13 protein-coding genes are annotated in these 16,898 nt (G+C 58.3%); 12 read left to right on the plus strand and 1 reads right to left on the minus strand.

Annotation, left to right across the window (positions count from 1 at the left end; translation table 11 throughout):
- Positions 1 to 661 precede the first annotated feature (661 nt).
- Positions 662 to 1,951, minus strand: coding sequence for a citrate synthase (gene gltA / locus QMK55_RS21775; RefSeq protein WP_003222994.1), 1,290 nt, complete (start codon positions 1,949 to 1,951; stop codon positions 662 to 664).
- Positions 1,952 to 2,313: 362 nt separating this feature from the next.
- Between gltA and sdhC the strand changes: the two genes are divergently transcribed.
- The 12 genes from sdhC (at position 2,314) to QMK55_RS21835 (ending at position 16,827) form a co-directional block, all read left to right on the plus strand.
- The gene (gene sdhC, locus QMK55_RS21780) at positions 2,314 to 2,688 is read left to right on the plus strand and encodes a succinate dehydrogenase, cytochrome b556 subunit (RefSeq protein WP_034156251.1); all 375 of its coding nucleotides are present in this window, start codon (positions 2,314 to 2,316) and stop codon (positions 2,686 to 2,688) included.
- On the plus strand, positions 2,682 to 3,050 hold the full coding sequence (gene sdhD, locus QMK55_RS21785) for a succinate dehydrogenase, hydrophobic membrane anchor protein (protein ID WP_047292833.1): 369 nt from the start codon (positions 2,682 to 2,684) through the stop codon (positions 3,048 to 3,050). The genes sdhC and sdhD overlap by 7 nt, the downstream gene beginning before the upstream one ends.
- 3 nt (positions 3,051 to 3,053) lie before the next feature.
- Positions 3,054 to 4,826, plus strand: a complete 1,773-nt coding sequence (sdhA, locus tag QMK55_RS21790) for a succinate dehydrogenase flavoprotein subunit (RefSeq protein ID WP_320329943.1) — start codon at positions 3,054 to 3,056, stop codon at positions 4,824 to 4,826.
- Positions 4,827 to 4,837: 11 nt separating this feature from the next.
- Positions 4,838 to 5,542 carry a succinate dehydrogenase iron-sulfur subunit gene (locus tag QMK55_RS21795; protein WP_077571704.1) on the plus strand — a complete coding sequence of 235 codons (705 nt, stop codon included), beginning with the start codon at positions 4,838 to 4,840 and terminating at the stop codon, positions 5,540 to 5,542.
- Between the two features lie 259 nt (positions 5,543 to 5,801).
- Positions 5,802 to 8,633 carry a 2-oxoglutarate dehydrogenase E1 component gene (locus QMK55_RS21800; protein ID WP_064117362.1) on the plus strand — a complete coding sequence of 944 codons (2,832 nt, stop codon included), beginning with the start codon at positions 5,802 to 5,804 and terminating at the stop codon, positions 8,631 to 8,633.
- 42 nt (positions 8,634 to 8,675) lie between these two features.
- Positions 8,676 to 9,896, plus strand: coding sequence for a 2-oxoglutarate dehydrogenase complex dihydrolipoyllysine-residue succinyltransferase (gene odhB / locus QMK55_RS21805; protein WP_102356808.1), 1,221 nt, complete (start codon positions 8,676 to 8,678; stop codon positions 9,894 to 9,896).
- A 97-nt stretch (positions 9,897 to 9,993) separates the two neighbouring features.
- Positions 9,994 to 11,430, plus strand: coding sequence for a dihydrolipoyl dehydrogenase (gene lpdA / locus QMK55_RS21810; RefSeq protein ID WP_102356807.1), 1,437 nt, complete (start codon positions 9,994 to 9,996; stop codon positions 11,428 to 11,430).
- 182 nt (positions 11,431 to 11,612) lie between these two features.
- On the plus strand, positions 11,613 to 12,779 hold the full coding sequence (sucC, locus tag QMK55_RS21815; protein ID WP_007919879.1) for an ADP-forming succinate--CoA ligase subunit beta: 1,167 nt from the start codon (positions 11,613 to 11,615) through the stop codon (positions 12,777 to 12,779).
- On the plus strand, positions 12,779 to 13,660 hold the full coding sequence (gene sucD / locus QMK55_RS21820; RefSeq protein ID WP_007919877.1) for a succinate--CoA ligase subunit alpha: 882 nt from the start codon (positions 12,779 to 12,781) through the stop codon (positions 13,658 to 13,660). The genes sucC and sucD overlap by 1 nt, the downstream gene beginning before the upstream one ends.
- Before the next feature lie 454 nt (positions 13,661 to 14,114).
- Positions 14,115 to 15,428, plus strand: a complete 1,314-nt coding sequence (brnQ, locus tag QMK55_RS21825; RefSeq protein ID WP_102356806.1) for a branched-chain amino acid transport system II carrier protein — start codon at positions 14,115 to 14,117, stop codon at positions 15,426 to 15,428.
- A 260-nt stretch (positions 15,429 to 15,688) separates the two neighbouring features.
- A complete protein-coding gene (locus tag QMK55_RS21830; protein WP_102356805.1) occupies positions 15,689 to 16,426 on the plus strand; it encodes a DUF599 domain-containing protein in 738 nt (245 codons plus the stop codon).
- The gene (locus tag QMK55_RS21835; RefSeq protein WP_320329944.1) at positions 16,426 to 16,827 is read left to right on the plus strand and encodes an MAPEG family protein; all 402 of its coding nucleotides are present in this window, start codon (positions 16,426 to 16,428) and stop codon (positions 16,825 to 16,827) included. Before QMK55_RS21830 ends, QMK55_RS21835 begins: the two co-directional genes overlap by 1 nt.
- Positions 16,828 to 16,898: the final 71 nt, after the last annotated feature.

The raw sequence follows: 16,898 nt of genomic DNA on the forward strand, positions 1-16,898 counted from the left end.
TGCACCTCCTCTCGCTGTGTTTGGCTTCGCCAAACGGTCGCTGCGCTCCCACGCCCGGATCAATCCCTCCACTCAGCCTTCCGACGTCGCCTTACAGATCAAGAGCCGCAGCCGAGCTAACGCTCATCCTGTTGAGTGGTGAGGAGCAACAGCGTGCTCGGCTTTGGATTGGTGGTGGATTCGCCCCTCACCCCAGCCACTCCCGGAGGGAGAGGGCTGGGGTGAGGGGCTTTTGATCTGGTTTGTGATCTTGCTTCGGCTTTTGATTTTTTGCCCCATCGGCAGGCCGAGCGAAGGTGTTCATCCGGGGGTTAGGCGCGCAGCGCCGTGCGGCGTAGCCGCATACATCGAGAGGAGGTGCAGCGAAGCAAACCGTAGGCGATGCCCCCGGATGGACACCGTAGCGAGGGAACACTGAGCCTCAGCGAAGTGCCGTACGCCGGGGCCAAGCCTTTTGGGTTACCTTTTCGGCGTTTGGAAAAGGTGACTCGCTGTAAGAGCGAAACCGCCAGCGGCAGCACCCGCAGCAACGGATATGCCCCCAATCCCCAATCCCCAATCCCCAATCCCCAATCCCCAAATCCCAGACAAACAAAAACGGCCCCTATATAAATAGAGGCCGTTCCCGGTACAACTTCAAGACGTTATCGCAAGACAGGTCTTATTTGCGGTCTTCCAGCTTGGTGATATCACGCGACTCATAGCCGGTGTACAACTGGCGCGGACGGCCAATCTTGTACGGGCTGGAGAGCATTTCTTTCCAGTGGGAGATCCAGCCGACAGTACGTGCCAGAGCAAAGATCACAGTGAACATGCTGGTCGGAATGCCGATCGCCTTGAGGATGATCCCCGAGTAGAAGTCGACGTTCGGGTACAGCGAGCGTTCGATGAAGTACGGGTCGGTCAGCGCGATCTCTTCCAGGCGCATGGCCAGTTCGAGTTGCGGATCGTTGTTGATGCCCAGTTCCTTCAGTACTTCGTCGCAGGTCTGCTTCATTACAGTCGCGCGAGGGTCGCGGTTCTTGTAAACGCGGTGACCGAAGCCCATCAGTTTGAACGGATCGTTCTTGTCCTTGGCCTTGGCGATGAACTTGTCGATGTTGGACACATCGCCAATTTCGTCGAGCATGGTCAATACGGCTTCGTTCGCACCACCGTGGGCAGGGCCCCATAGTGCGGCGATGCCGGCGGCGATACAGGCGAACGGGTTAGCGCCCGAGGAACCTGCCAGACGCACGGTGGAAGTCGATGCGTTCTGCTCGTGGTCGGCGTGGAGGATGAAGATCCGGTCCATGGCCTTGGCGAGTACCGGGCTGATCGGTTTGATCTCGCACGGGGTGTTGAACATCATGTGCAGGAAGTTTTCCGCGTACGTCAGGTCGTTGCGCGGGTACATCATGGGTTGGCCCATGGAGTACTTGTAAACCATCGCTGCCAGGGTTGGCATCTTGGCAACCAGACGGATCGCGGAGATTTCGCGATGCTGCGGGTTATTGATGTCCAGGGAGTCGTGGTAGAAGGCCGAAAGGGCGCCGACTACGCCGCACATGACGGCCATCGGGTGGGCGTCGCGACGGAAGCCGTTGAAGAAGGTTTTCAGCTGCTCGTGAACCATGGTGTGGTTTTTCACGGTGCTGACGAACTGGGCCTTCTGCTCTGCGGTCGGCAGTTCGCCGTTGAGCAGCAGGTAGCAGGTTTCCAGGTAGTCCGACTTTTCAGCCAGCTGTTCGATCGGGTAGCCGCGGTGCAACAGAATGCCGTTGTCGCCGTCGATATAGGTGATCTTCGATTCGCACGAGGCGGTCGACATGAAACCAGGGTCGAAAGTGAAGCGGCCCGTGGCCGTCAGGCCCCGAACATCGATTACATCGGGACCAACGGTGCCGGTTAAAATGGGCAGCTCGACGGGGGCTGCGCCCTCGATGATCAACTGCGCTTTTTTGTCAGCCATGTGGCCTCCTATTTATGCTTGAACCATCAGACAGACCCCCCACGCAGGGCCCGCACCACTATAGTGAGATAAATTCGAATGTCAATTTGCCTAAAGTCTTGCTCCAGAAGGCTTTAAGCGCACTTTTTCCTCGAAATTGACTGCCATTTACGCCTTTTATACGACTTGTGCAATCAGCTATTTGGGGTAGGTGATTGCGTTGTCATTAGTAGCCTAACTGTCTATACTCGGCCACCGACCGCCAAGGGCTTTTGGGCCTGCTTTATTGGGGGTCGCATCCCTGGGTGGTGGTTACCTGACCAGTGCACTCCCCAACAACTTTGCCCTGATTGTTAGGGGCTCTTCAGTGTGAAAAAAAAGCCGTGAAAAGCCAACGACCTGTAAACCTAGACCTAAGGACCATCAAACTCCCCATCACCGGCGTTACGTCGTTTCTTCACCGTGTTTCCGGCATCATCCTCTTCCTGGGTATTGGCTTCATGCTTTATGCATTGGGCAAGTCTCTGGGTTCCGAGGAAGGTTTTGCCGAAGTGAAGGCATGCTTGACCAGTCCGCTGGCCAAGTTCGTAGCATGGGGCCTCCTGTCCGCTCTGCTGTATCACCTGGTAGCCGGTGTGCGCCACTTGATCATGGACATGGGCATCGGTGAGACGCTGGAAGGCGGCCGCCTGGGCTCGAAAATTATCATCGCCGTTTCCGTGGTGTTGATCGTTCTGGCAGGAGTTTGGATATGGTAACCAGCGTTACGAACCTTTCGCGTTCGGGCCTCTATGACTGGATGGCGCAACGTGTGTCTGCGGTTGTTCTCGCGGCTTATTTCATCTTTCTGATCGGATACCTTGCAGTGAATCCGGGCATTGGCTACGACCAGTGGCACGGCCTGTTCGCTCACAACGGGATGCGTATCTTCAGTCTGCTGGCCCTCGTTGCCCTTGGCGCTCACGCCTGGGTCGGCATGTGGACCATCGCGACCGACTACCTGACGCCAATGGCGCTGGGCAAGTCCGCGACCGCAGTACGTTTCCTTTTCCAGGCAGTATGCGGCGTTGCGATGTTCGCTTACTTCGTCTGGGGTGTGCAGATTCTCTGGGGTATCTGAGTCATGGCTAACATTCCAACGATTTCTTTCGACGCCATCATTATTGGTGGTGGCGGTGCCGGCATGCGCGCTGCGTTGCAGCTGGCACAGGGCGGTCACAAGACTGCCGTGATCACCAAGGTTTTCCCGACCCGTTCGCACACTGTATCCGCCCAGGGCGGCATCACCTGCGCAATCGCGTCCGCTGACCCGAACGATGACTGGCGCTGGCACATGTACGATACCGTCAAGGGTTCCGACTACATCGGTGACCAGGACGCTATCGAATACATGTGTCAGGAAGGCCCGGCTGCCGTTTATGAGCTGGACCACATGGGCATGCCGTTCTCGCGTACCGAACAGGGCCGCATCTACCAGCGTCCGTTCGGCGGCCAGTCCAAGGACTACGGCAAAGGCGGGCAGGCTGCCCGTACGTGCGCCGCTTCCGACCGTACCGGTCACGCGCTGCTGCACACCCTTTATCAGGGCAACCTGAAAGCCGGTACCACGTTCCTGAACGAGTACTACGCTGTCGATCTGGTGAAAAACCAGGAAGGCGACTTCGTCGGTGTGATCGCGATCTGCATCGAAACCGGCGAAACCACCTACATTCGCGCCAAAGCCACCGTATTGGCTACCGGCGGTGCAGGTCGTATCTACGCGTCCACCACCAACGCCCTGATCAACACCGGTGACGGCGTCGGCATGGCTCTGCGTGCTGGCGTGCCGGTACAAGACATCGAAATGTGGCAGTTCCACCCGACCGGCATCGCCGGCGCCGGTGTACTGGTGACCGAAGGTTGCCGTGGTGAAGGTGGTTACCTGATCAACAAGCACGGCGAGCGTTTCATGGAGCGTTACGCTCCGAACGCCAAAGACCTTGCCGGTCGTGACGTGGTTGCTCGCTCGATGGTTAAGGAAATCATCGCTGGCAACGGTTGCGGTCCGAATGGCGACCACGTATTGCTCAAACTCGACCACCTGGGCGAGGAAGTGCTGCACAGCCGTCTGCCAGGCATCTGCGAACTGTCGAAGACTTTCGCTCACGTTGACCCGGTTGTTGCCCCGGTTCCGGTTGTTCCGACTTGCCACTATATGATGGGCGGCGTTGCCACCAACATTCACGGCCAGGCGATCACCCAGGACGCTGAAGGCGTCGACAAGATCATCCCAGGTCTGTTCGCAGTAGGCGAAGTGGCTTGCGTATCGGTTCACGGTGCCAACCGTCTGGGCGGCAACTCGCTGCTCGACCTGGTGGTGTTCGGCCGCGCTGCCGGCCTGCACCTGGAAAAGGCGCTGACCGACGGCATCGAATACGACGACGCTACCGAAGCCGACATCGACGCTGCCCTGTCGCGTCTGAACGCACTGAACAGCCGTACTGATGGCGAAGACGTGGCAACCCTGCGTCGCGAGCTGCAGAACTGCATGCAGAACTACTTCGGTGTGTTCCGTACCGGCGAATACATGCAGAAAGGTATCGCTCAGCTTGCTGACCTGCGTACCCGCATCGCCAACGTGAAGATCAACGATAAGTCGCAGGCGTTCAACACTGCCCGTATCGAAGCGCTGGAACTGCAAAACCTGCTGGAAGTGGCTGAAGCTACCGCCATCGCCGCTGAAGTCCGCAAAGAGTCGCGCGGTGCTCACGCCCGTGAAGACTTCGAAGACCGTGACGACGAAAACTGGCTGTGCCACACCCTGTACTTCCCGGGTGACAAGCGCGTCACCAAGCGTGCCGTGAACTTCTCGCCGAAGACTGTTCCGACTTTTGAACCTAAGATTCGGACTTATTAAGGGTGGCCGCCATGTTGCAAGTCAGCGTTTATCGTTACAACCCTGATCAGGACGCCGCGCCGTTCATGCAGGAATTCCAGATCGATACCGGTGGTAAAGATCTGATGGTGCTGGACGTACTGGCCCTGATCAAAGAGCAGGACGAAGGTTTCTCCTATCGTCGCTCTTGCCGTGAAGGTGTCTGCGGTTCCGACGGCATGAATATCAACGGCAAGAACGGTCTGGCGTGCATCACGCCGCTGTCCGCCGTCGTAAAAGGCAACAAGTTGATCGTTCGTCCGCTGCCAGGTTTGCCGGTTATCCGTGACCTGGTCGTCGATATGAGCATCTTCTACAAGCAATACGAGAAGGTGAAGCCATACCTGCAGAACGACACGCCGGCTCCGGCCATCGAGCGTCTGCAGTCCCCTGAAGAGCGTGAAAAGCTCGACGGTCTGTACGAGTGCATTCTGTGCGCCTGCTGCTCGACCTCGTGCCCGTCCTTCTGGTGGAACCCGGACAAGTTCCTGGGTCCAGCTGCACTGCTGCAAGCGTACCGCTTCCTGGCAGACAGCCGCGACACCAAGACGTCCGAGCGTCTGGCTTCGCTCGATGACCCGTTCAGCGTCTTCCGCTGCCGGGGCATCATGAACTGCGTCAACGTATGTCCGAAAGGCCTGAACCCGACTAAGGCCATCGGTCACATCCGTAACATGCTGCTTTCGAGCGGCGTGTGATTCAGCTGCTGTAACCGTAGGACCGCTGTACCGAAGAGGCTGTGGCGCGGGCTTCAACCCGCGTCATGGCTATAACCAGAGCAGCAGCCACAAGCTGCAGCTCTTATTTTGAAGAAATGAGACAAGCAGGGGCATCCGGGCTGGTACCCGGACTATCAGCGTGATCCTAAGTGGCTTGTTTTGGTCGCTGCATTCGGACTTCTGCAAGTTTGCTCGGTATTGACGCCGATGGTGTTCCCCTAACCGAGGGTGACCAAGCATGCAAGAAAGCGTGATGCAGCGCATGTGGAACAGCGCCTACCTTTCAGGTGGAAACGCTGCCTATGTGGAAGAGCTTTATGAGCTCTACCTGCACGACCCTAACGCTGTGCCAGAAGAGTGGCGCACCTACTTTCAGAAGTTGCCTGCCGACGGCAACTCTGCCACTGATGTTTCGCACTCCACAATTCGCGATCATTTCGTGCTGCTGGCAAAGAACCAGCGCCGCGCCCAACCGGTTTCCGCCGGAAGCGTGAGCAGTGAGCACGAGAAGAAGCAAGTTGAAGTGCTGCGATTGATCCAGGCCTACCGTATGCGTGGCCACCAGGCAGCCCAGCTTGACCCGCTGGGGCTGTGGCAGCGTCCTGCACCTGCAGACCTGTCGATCAATCATTACGGCTTGACCAATGCCGATCTTGATACGACCTTCCGTGCCGGCGACCTGTTCATCGGCAAAGAGGAAGCGAGCCTACGCGAAATTCACGAAGCGTTGCAGCAGACATATTGCCGCACCATCGGCGCTGAATTTACGCACATCACCGATTCCGAGCAGCGCCAGTGGTTTCAGCAGCGTCTGGAAAGCGTGCGTGGTCGTCCGACGTACTCGGCCGACATCAAGAGCCACCTGCTCGAGCGCGTCACTGCCGGTGAAGGCCTGGAAAAATACCTGGGCACCAAATATCCGGGCACCAAGCGTTTCGGTCTGGAAGGCGGCGAAAGCCTGATTCCGATGCTCGACGAACTGATCCAGCGTTCCGGTTCCTACGGCACCAAGGAAGTCGTCATCGGCATGGCCCACCGTGGCCGTCTGAACGTGCTGGTCAACACCTTCGGCAAGAACCCGCGCGAGCTGTTCGACGAGTTCGAAGGCAAGAAGAAGGTCGAGCTGGGTTCCGGTGACGTTAAATACCACCAGGGCTTCTCGTCCAACGTGATGACCGCAGGCGGTGAAGTTCACCTGGCCATGGCGTTCAACCCGTCCCACCTGGAAATCGTTTCCCCGGTGGTCGAAGGTTCGGTTCGCGCCCGTCAGGATCGTCGTAACGACCCGACCGGTGAGAAGGTTCTGCCGATCTCCATCCACGGTGACGCTGCGTTCGCAGGTCAGGGCGTGGTCATGGAAACCTTCCAGATGTCGCAGACCCGCGGTTTCAAAACCGGCGGTACCGTGCACATCGTGATCAACAACCAGGTTGGTTTCACCATCAGCAACCCGCTGGACTCGCGTTCCACCGAGTACGCCACCGACGTTGCGAAGATGATCCAGGCGCCGATCCTCCATGTGAATGGTGATGATCCGGAAGCCGTGCTGTTCGTGACCCAGTTGGCCATCGACTACCGCATGCAGTTCAAGCGTGACGTGGTGATCGACCTGGTCTGCTACCGCCGTCGCGGCCACAACGAAGCCGACGAGCCAAGCGGCACCCAGCCTCTGATGTACCAGCAGATCACCAAGCAGCGCACCACCCGTGAGCTGTACGCTGATCGTCTGACCCAGGGCGGTGTGCTCGACGCAGAGCGTGTTCAGGCGAAAGTCGACGAATACCGCAACGCGCTGGACAACGGTCTGCACGTAGTGAAGTCGCTGGTCAAAGAGCCGAACAAAGAGCTGTTCGTGGACTGGCGTCCGTATCTGGGCCACGCCTGGACTGCGCGTCACGACACCCGCTTTGATCTGAAGACCCTACAAGAACTGTCCGCCAAGCTGCTGGAAATTCCGGAAGGCTTCGTGGTTCAGCGTCAGGTCGCGAAGATCTACGAAGACCGTCAGAAGATGCAAGCCGGCGGCCTGCCGATCAACTGGGGTTACGCCGAAACCATGGCGTACGCGACCCTGGCGTTCGAAGGTCACCCGATCCGCATGACCGGTCAGGACATCGGCCGCGGTACGTTCTCGCACCGTCACGCTGTGTTGCACAACCAGAAAGACGCGGGCACCTACATTCCGCTGCAGCACCTGTACGACGGTCAGCCACGCTTTGACCTGTACGACTCGTTCCTGTCGGAAGAAGCGGTACTGGCATTCGAATACGGTTACTCGACCACTACGCCGGATGCGCTGGTGATCTGGGAAGCCCAGTTCGGTGACTTCGCCAACGGTGCACAGGTTGTAATCGACCAGTTCATCACCAGCGGCGAGCACAAGTGGGGCCGTCTCTGCGGTCTGACCATGTTGCTGCCACACGGTTACGAAGGTCAGGGCCCTGAGCACAGCTCGGCGCGTCTTGAGCGTTACCTGCAACTGTGCGCCGAGCACAATATTCAGGTTGCCGTACCGACCACGCCAGCACAGATCTACCATTTGCTGCGTCGTCAGGTGATTCGCCCGCTGCGCAAGCCGTTGATCGTTCTGACTCCAAAGTCGCTGCTGCGCCACAAGCTGGCCATCTCGACCCTGGAAGATCTGGCCGAAGGTTCGTTCCAGACCGTGATCCCGGAAATCGATACTCTGGACCCGAAAAAGGTCGAGCGTGTTGTTCTGTGTAGCGGCAAGGTCTACTACGACCTGCTGGAAAAACGCCGTGCCGAAGGCCGTGAAGATATTGCCATCGTGCGTATCGAGCAGCTGTACCCATTCCCTGAGGACGACTTGAAAGAAGTCCTGGCTCCGTACACCAACGTCAAAAATGCCGTTTGGTGTCAGGAAGAGCCGATGAACCAGGGCGCCTGGTACTGCAGCCAGCACCACTTGCGTCGCAGCATCGGGAACCTCGACAAGTCTCTCGTACTTGAGTACGCGGGCCGTGAGGCTTCTGCTGCCCCAGCTTGTGGTTACGCATCGATGCACGCCGAGCAGCAGGAAAAACTCCTGCAAGACGCGTTTACCATTTAACGCCTTCGCGCACCTGAAACCGAATTTAAGGAACCACAGATAATGGCTATCGAGATCAAAGCCCCCACTTTCCCGGAATCGGTTGCCGATGGCACCGTTGCCACCTGGCACAAGCAACCGGGCGACGCCGTCAAGCGCGACGAACTGATCGTTGACATCGAAACTGACAAAGTCGTACTGGAAGTTCTGGCTACCGCCGACGGCGTGCTGGGCGCAATCGTCAAGGGCGAGGGCGAAACCGTCCTGTCCGACGAAGTCCTGGGCTCCATCGTTGAAGGCGGCGCGGCTGCTGCTCCAGCCGCCGCTGCTGCTCCGGCCGCTGCTGCCGCTGCACCAGCTGCTGGCGAAGGCGAAGACGATCCTGTTGCTGCTCCGGCTGCGCGCAAGCTGGCTGAAGAAAACGGCATCAACATCGCTTCCGTTGCCGGCACCGGCAAAGGCGGTCGTGTGACCAAGGAAGACGTGGTGGCTGCTGTTGCCGCGAAGAAAGCCGCTCCGGCTGCCGCACCTGCCAAGGCTGCTGCTCCGGCTGCCGCTGCTCCTGTGTTCGCCGCTGGCGACCGCATCGAGAAGCGCGTGCCGATGACCCGCGTTCGTGCCACCGTCGCCAAGCGTCTGGTTGAAGCTCAGTCGAACATGGCGATGCTGACCACTTTCAACGAAGTCGACATGACCGAAGTCATGGCGCTGCGTTCGAAGTACAAGGATCTGTTCGAGAAGTCCCACAACGGCGTACGCCTGGGCTTCATGTCGTTCTTCGTGAAAGCAGCTACCGAAGCGCTGAAGCGTTTCCCTGCTGTCAACGCGTCGATCGACGGCGGCGACATCGTTTACCACGGCTACGCTGACATCGGCGTTGCCGTTTCCAGCGACCGTGGCCTGGTTGTACCGGTCCTGCGTAACGCCGAGCTGATGAGCCTGGCTGAAATCGAAGGCGGCATCGCCACTTTCGGCAAGAAAGCCCGTGACGGCAAACTGTCGATGGACGAGATGACCGGTGGTACCTTCACCATCACCAACGGTGGTACCTTCGGTTCGATGATGTCGACCCCGATCGTCAACCCGCCGCAGGCAGCGATTCTGGGCATGCACAACATCATCCAGCGTCCAATGGCCATCAACGGTCAGGTCGTGATTCGTCCGATGATGTACCTGGCACTGTCCTACGATCACCGTCTGATCGATGGCAAAGAAGCTGTGACCTTCCTGGTGACCATCAAGAACCTGCTGGAAGATCCGGCTCGTCTGTTGCTGGATATCTGATAGAAGCAGCTGCGAGCTTCAAGTTTCAAGCTGCAGGAAAAGGCAGCTTGGCTTGGAGCGCGCGGCTTGAAGCTTTTCGCTAAAGAGGAATTTTTGAATGTCGCAGAAATTTGACGTAGTAGTGATCGGTGCCGGCCCTGGCGGCTATGTGGCTGCCATCAAGGCCGCGCAGCTGGGTCTCACCACTGCCTGCATCGAGAAGTACACCGACGCTGAAGGCAAGCAAGCCCTCGGCGGTACTTGCCTGAACGTCGGCTGCATTCCGTCCAAGGCGCTGCTGGACAGCTCCTGGAAGTACAAGGAAGCCAAAGAGAGCTTCAACGTTCACGGTATCTCGACCGGCGAAGTCAAAATGGACGTCGCTGCGATGGTTGGCCGCAAGGCTGGCATCGTCAAGAACCTGACCGGCGGCGTTGCTACCCTGTTCAAGGCCAACGGCGTTACTTCGATCCAGGGTCACGGCAAACTGCTGGCTGGCAAGAAAGTCGAAGTCACCAAGCCGGACGGCTCGGTTGAAGTCATCGAAGCTGAAAACGTCATCCTGGCTCCAGGTTCGCGTCCGATCGACATTCCACCGGCTCCGGTCGACCAGAAAGTCATCGTTGATTCGACTGGTGCACTGGAATTCCAGACCGTACCCAAGCGTCTGGGCGTGATCGGCGCTGGCGTGATCGGTCTGGAACTGGGTTCGGTGTGGTCGCGTCTGGGCTCCGAAGTGGTTGTCCTGGAAGCACTGGACACTTTCCTGATGGCAGCGGACACCGCTGTTTCCAAGGAAGCGCTGAAAACCCTGACCAAACAAGGTCTGGACATCAAACTGGGCGCTCGCGTGACCGGTTCGAAAGTCAACGGCGACGAAGTCGTTGTTAACTACACCGATGCCAACGGCGAACAGACCATCACTTTCGACAAGCTGATCGTAGCCGTTGGTCGCCGTCCGGTGACCACTGATCTGCTGGCTGCCGACAGCGGCGTGACCCTCGACGAGCGCGGTTTCGTGCACGTTGACGATCACTGCGCGACCACCGTACCGGGCGTTTTCGCCATCGGTGACGTGGTTCGCGGCATGATGCTGGCTCACAAGGCTTCGGAAGAAGGCATCATGGTTGTCGAGCGCATCAAGGGCCACAAGGCTCAGATGAACTATGACCTGATCCCTTCGGTTATTTATACTCACCCGGAAATCGCGTGGGTTGGCAAAACCGAGCAGGCCTTGAAAGCCGAAGGCGTTGAAGTTAACGTCGGCACCTTCCCGTTCGCCGCTTCCGGCCGTGCCATGGCTGCCAACGATACCGGTGGTTTCGTCAAGGTCATCGCTGATGCCAAGACTGACCGCGTATTGGGCGTGCACGTGATTGGCCCGAGCGCTGCAGAACTGGTTCAGCAGGGCGCGATCGGTATGGAATTCGGCACCAGCGCTGAAGATCTGGGCATGATGGTTTTCTCCCATCCGACCCTGTCTGAAGCCTTGCACGAAGCCGCTCTGGCTGTGAATGGCGGCGCCATCCACATTGCCAACCGCAAGAAGCGTTAAGACATAATAAGAAACCACGGCGGTAACGGCCCGTCGTGAGCCTTGCGAGCAAGTCTCACCGCGGAATGTCCGCTGGACGCAGTCTTGCGTAGCTCAGCTACGCAAGCAGCAGTCACAGGTGGCGCGGCACTCAAACGAGCGCAGCGCCGAATGCGCAGTACCTAACGAAGACGGTAAAAAGCATGAATCTTCACGAGTATCAGGGTAAGCAGCTGTTCGCTGAATACGGCCTGCCAGTTTCCACTGGTTACGCAGTAGACACCCCGGAAGCAGCAGCAGAAGCTTGCGACAAAATCGGCGGCAGTGAGTGGGTTGTCAAAGCCCAGGTCCACGCTGGTGGTCGCGGTAAAGCGGGCGGCGTCAAGCTGGTTCGCAGCAAAGAAGACGCCAAAGCCTTCGCACAGCAGTGGCTGGGCAAGCGTCTGGTGACTTACCAGACTGACGCCAATGGCCAGCCAGTCACCAAGATCCTGGTTGAATCGTGCACTGATATCGCTAAAGAGCTGTACCTGGGCGCTGTCGTTGACCGTTCGAGCCGTCGCATCGTGTTCATGGCTTCCACCGAAGGTGGCGTGGACATCGAGAAAATCGCTCACGACACTCCAGAAAAAATTCTGAAAGCCACTATCGATCCACTGGTTGGCGCTCAGCCATTCCAGGGTCGCGAGCTGGCATTCCAGCTAGGTCTGGAAGGCAAGCAGGTTGCTCAGTTCGCCAAGATCTTCGTAGGTCTGGCCAAGCTGTTCAAGGATCACGACCTGGCTCTGCTGGAAGTGAACCCGCTGGTGATCAAGGCTGACGGCGATCTGCACTGCCTGGACGCCAAGATCAACATCGACGCCAACGCAATGTACCGTCAGCCTAAGCTGAAGACTTTCCACGATCCGTCGCAAGACGATCCGCGCGAAGCGCACGCTGCCAAGTTCGAACTGAACTACGTGGCACTGGAAGGCAACATCGGCTGCATGGTCAACGGTGCTGGCCTGGCCATGGGTACCATGGACATCGTCAACCTGCATGGCGGCAAGCCAGCCAACTTCCTCGACGTAGGTGGTGGCGCTACCAAAGAACGCGTAACTGAAGCGTTCAAGATCATTCTGTCCGACACCAACGTCGCTGCAGTACTGGTCAACATCTTCGGCGGCATCGTTCGTTGCGACATGATTGCCGAAGGCATCATCGGCGCTGTGAAAGAAGTCGGCGTGAAAATCCCGGTTGTTGTTCGCCTTGAAGGCAACAACGCTGAGCTGGGCGCTAAAGTACTGGCAGAAAGCGGTTTGAACATCATCGCTGCTACCAGCCTGACCGACGCTGCTCAACAAGTTGTCAAAGCTGCGGAGGGCAAATAATGAGCGTCCTGATCAATAAAGACACCAAAGTTATCTGCCAGGGTATTACCGGTTCGCAAGGTAGTTTCCACACCCAGCAAGCCATCGAATACGGCACCAAGATGGTTGGTGGCGTTACTCCTGGCAAAGGCGGTACCGAGCACCTGGGTCTGCCAGTGTTCAACACCGTCAAAGACGCAGTAGCCGCCACTGGCGCTACCGCCAGCGTGATCTACGTTCCGGCTCCTTTCTGCAAGGACTCGATCCTGGAAGCAGCATTCGGCGGCATCAAGCTGATCGTCTGCATCACCGAAGGCATTCCTACCCTGGACATGCTGGACGCCAAAGTTAAGTGCGACGAGCTGGGCGTAGTCCTGATCGGCCCTAACTGCCCAGGCGTGATCACCCCAGGCGAATGCAAGATCGGCATCATGCCAGGTCACATTCACTTGCCAGGCAAGGTCGGTATCGTTTCGCGTTCCGGCACCCTGACCTACGAAGCTGTGAAGCAGACTACTGACGCCGGTTTCGGTCAGTCGACTTGCGTCGGCATCGGTGGTGACCCGATCCCGGGTTCGAACTTCATCGACATCCTGAAGCTGTTCCAGGAAGACCCGAAGACCGAAGCGATCGTGATGATCGGTGAGATCGGCGGTTCGGCTGAAGAAGAAGCGGCTGCCTACATCAAGGCACACGTGACCAAGCCGGTTGTTTCCTACATCGCTGGTGTGACTGCTCCTCCGGGCAAGCGCATGGGCCATGCTGGCGCAATCATCTCTGGCGGCAAAGGCACTGCAGACGAGAAATTCGCTGCACTGCAAGACGCAGGCGTGAAAACCGTGCGTTCGCTGGCAGACATCGGCAAGGCCCTGGCCGAGCTGACCGGTTGGGCTGTCAAGTAAGCCTCGCGCTTAGCTGACGCTATACCAAACAAAGGCCACCTTCGGGTGGCCTTTGTCGTTTCTGGTGTTCGGTTGGCTTTTGTGGTGAGGGGATTTATCCCCGATGGGCTGCGAAGCGACCCCAAAGCCATTCAATGGGGCATGTCTGAACAATTGCGTTGACTGATAGGGGCCGCTCCGCGCCCCATCGGGGATAAATCCCCTCATCACAGGGTTCTCTGTAGGAAAAATTGATGCGTAAACGCGACACAGACACGTCGCGTATCGGATAGTTCGCCCTCAAACAGTGCGTTTGTCAGACAAATTCGTTAGGCTAGCAGCCATTTTTGCGTCTGCCGCCCACAAGGTATGCGACGCGCTAAACGGGTCAGTCTCATACGGACTGACAGCATTTCCCTAACCCCACAGGGAAATCCCCCTCTAAATTCCGATTCAGTAGTGTGGTATTTCCTTAATGAAAGTTTTGAAAGGTCAGGACATCCTGGCACTTGGTTTTATGACATTTGCCCTGTTCGTCGGGGCCGGTAACATTATCTTCCCGCCTATCGTCGGTTTGCAGGCCGGACCTCATGTCTGGATGGCGGCGCTGGGTTTTCTGATCACGGCGGTTGGTCTGCCGGTGATCACCGTCGTTGCCCTGGCCAAGGTCGGCGGCGCGATGGATACGCTGAGCAGCCCGATCGGCAAGATCGCCGGCGGTGTGCTCGCCGCGGCGTGCTATCTGGCGGTCGGCCCATTGTTCGCCACTCCACGTACCGCGACCGTATCGTTCGAAGTGGGTCTGGCACCGCTGACTGGCGAAAGCCCGCTGGCGCTGTTCCTCTACAGCTCGGTGTACTTCCTGCTGGTGTTCTTCATCTCGCTGTATCCGGGGCGGCTGCTGGACACCGTGGGGCGTTTCCTCGCGCCGTTGAAGATCATCGCACTGGCGGTGCTCGGTATCGCTGCATTCGCCTTGCCGGCGGGTGACATTGGTCAGGGCACGCCGGAGTACGTGGCGGCACCGTTCTCCCAGGGTTTCATCAACGGTTACCTGACCATGGATACCCTCGGCGCTCTGGTGTTCGGCATCGTCATCGTCAACGCAATCCGTTCCCGTGGCGTCGATTCGCCTGCGCTGATCACCCGTTACGCGATCATTGCCGGCCTTATCGCCGGTGTCGGTCTGGCGCTGGTCTACATCAGCCTGTTCCGCCTCGGTTCCGGCAGCCATGAAGTGGCGGTCGGTGCCACCAACGGCGCGGCGGTGCTGCACGCTTACGTGCAACACACCTTCGGTTCGCTGGGCAGCGGTTTCCTCGCGGTGCTGATCTCGTTGGCATGCCTGGTGACGGCGGTCGGTCTGACCTGCGCTTGCGCTGAATACTTCAGCCGCGTGCTGCCACTGTCCTACAAGACGCTGGTGATCATTCTGGCGGCGTTCTCGCTGCTGGTGTCGAACCTGGGCCTGACCAAGCTGATTGCCTTCTCGATTCCGGTACTGACCGCGATCTACCCGCCGTGCATCGTGCTGGTCGGTCTGAGCTTCTGCAAAGACTTCTGGCATGAACACGGCCGCATCCTCGGCCCGGTGATGCTGGTGTCCTTCGTGTTCGGCAGCATCGACGCCCTCAAGGGCGCCGGTCTGGCCGACTGGATGCCGTCGCAGCTGTCCCACCTGCCGCTGAGCGAGCAGGGCCTGGCGTGGCTGGTGCCGTGCGTCATGACCCTGGTGGTCGCAGTGGTCTGCGATCGCCTGCTGGGCAAGCGCAGCGAAGCAGTTGCCTGACGTTGTCTGACCCGCCAAAAGCGGGTCTTCAACGCTTAAACAGAAATGCCCCGTATCAATCGATACGGGGCATTTTTTATGCGCGTCAGGCAGTGTCTTTTTCCTTACGCTAACGTCGAAGGGGTGCGTCGCTTTTAAGTAGGAGTGAGCCTGCTCGCGATAGCAATTTGTCAGCCGACTTCTCAATGGCCACTGACACTACGCTATCGCGAGCAGGCTCACTCCTGCAGGTACTGTGCTCACTGCTCACAAGGAACCGCATGTCGTTCATCCAAGCCAACCTGATCCACCTGCTGGCCGCGCTCTGGTTTGTCATCTGCTGGGGCGGCTATACCCGTTATGCGTCCTGGAAGGCCCGCGACACCGCGTGCCTGGCCAGTGTGCTGCACCTGTACCGCGAAGACTGGATGCGCCGCATGCTGCTGCGCGACAACCGCATCGCCGATGCCAGCGTGATCGGCAATCTGGAGCGTAACGCCTCGTTCTTCGCCTCCAGCACCCTGATCATTCTCGCCGGCATTCTGACCGTGCTGGGCGCGTCCGAGCGCGCCGTGTCGTTGCTGGCGGACATTCCGATGGTCCAGCAGGCGTCGCAGGGCATGTCGGAGATCAAGTTGCTGTGCCTGGCGCTGGTGTTCGTCTATGCCTTCTTCACATTCAGCTGGTGCATGCGCCAGTACAACTTTGCCGCAGTACTGGTCGGTTCGGCGCCGATGATCGGCGAGCGCCAGGTTTCCGAGCAAGAGCGCAAGGCGTTCGCGCTACGGGCGGCGCGGGTGATTTCGATGGCGGCCAACCAGTTCAACTTCGGCTTGCGCTCCTACTACTTCGGCATGACCATGCTGGCGTGGTTCGTCAGCCCGTGGCTGTTCATGTTGATGAGCGCTGGCGTGGTGCTGGTGTTGTATCGCCGCGAGTTTCATTCCGACGTGCTCGATGTGATGGTCTATACCCCTACCGAGGCGACGTTGCCCGAAACCAATAAAGAGGCCGCTTGATGAGTATTCCGTTCTGGTGTGTGTTTATCAGTGCATTGTTGATTTACATCGCGCGTATGCCGGTGGGTAAAGCCATGAAAGAGCAGGGCGGTTACAACAACCACCTGCCGCGCCAACAACAGGCGCAACTCACCGGTTATGGCGCGCGGGCACTGGCGGCGCACCAGAACAGCATTGAAGCGTTCATCCTGTTTGCGGTGGGCGTGCTGATGGCGCACACCACGCAAACACAAGGCTGGTTGATCGATGCATTGGCGATCATCTTCGTGATCGCGCGGATTCTCTACTTGTGGTTGTACCTGGCTGATAAACCATCCCTGCGCAGCCTGGTGTGGCTGGTCGGCCTGATCTGTAGTTTGCTGCTGATGATTAGTCCGACTTTTAGAACCCTTCTGCTCTAGAAACAGCCTCTAAGCCGACATTGCCAAAAAATCCCAGGCAAAAGAAAACCCGCACTTGGCGGGTTTTCTTT

The organism is Pseudomonas sp. P8_229 (assembly GCF_034008635.1).
Classification (GTDB): Bacteria; Pseudomonadota; Gammaproteobacteria; order Pseudomonadales; family Pseudomonadaceae; genus Aquipseudomonas.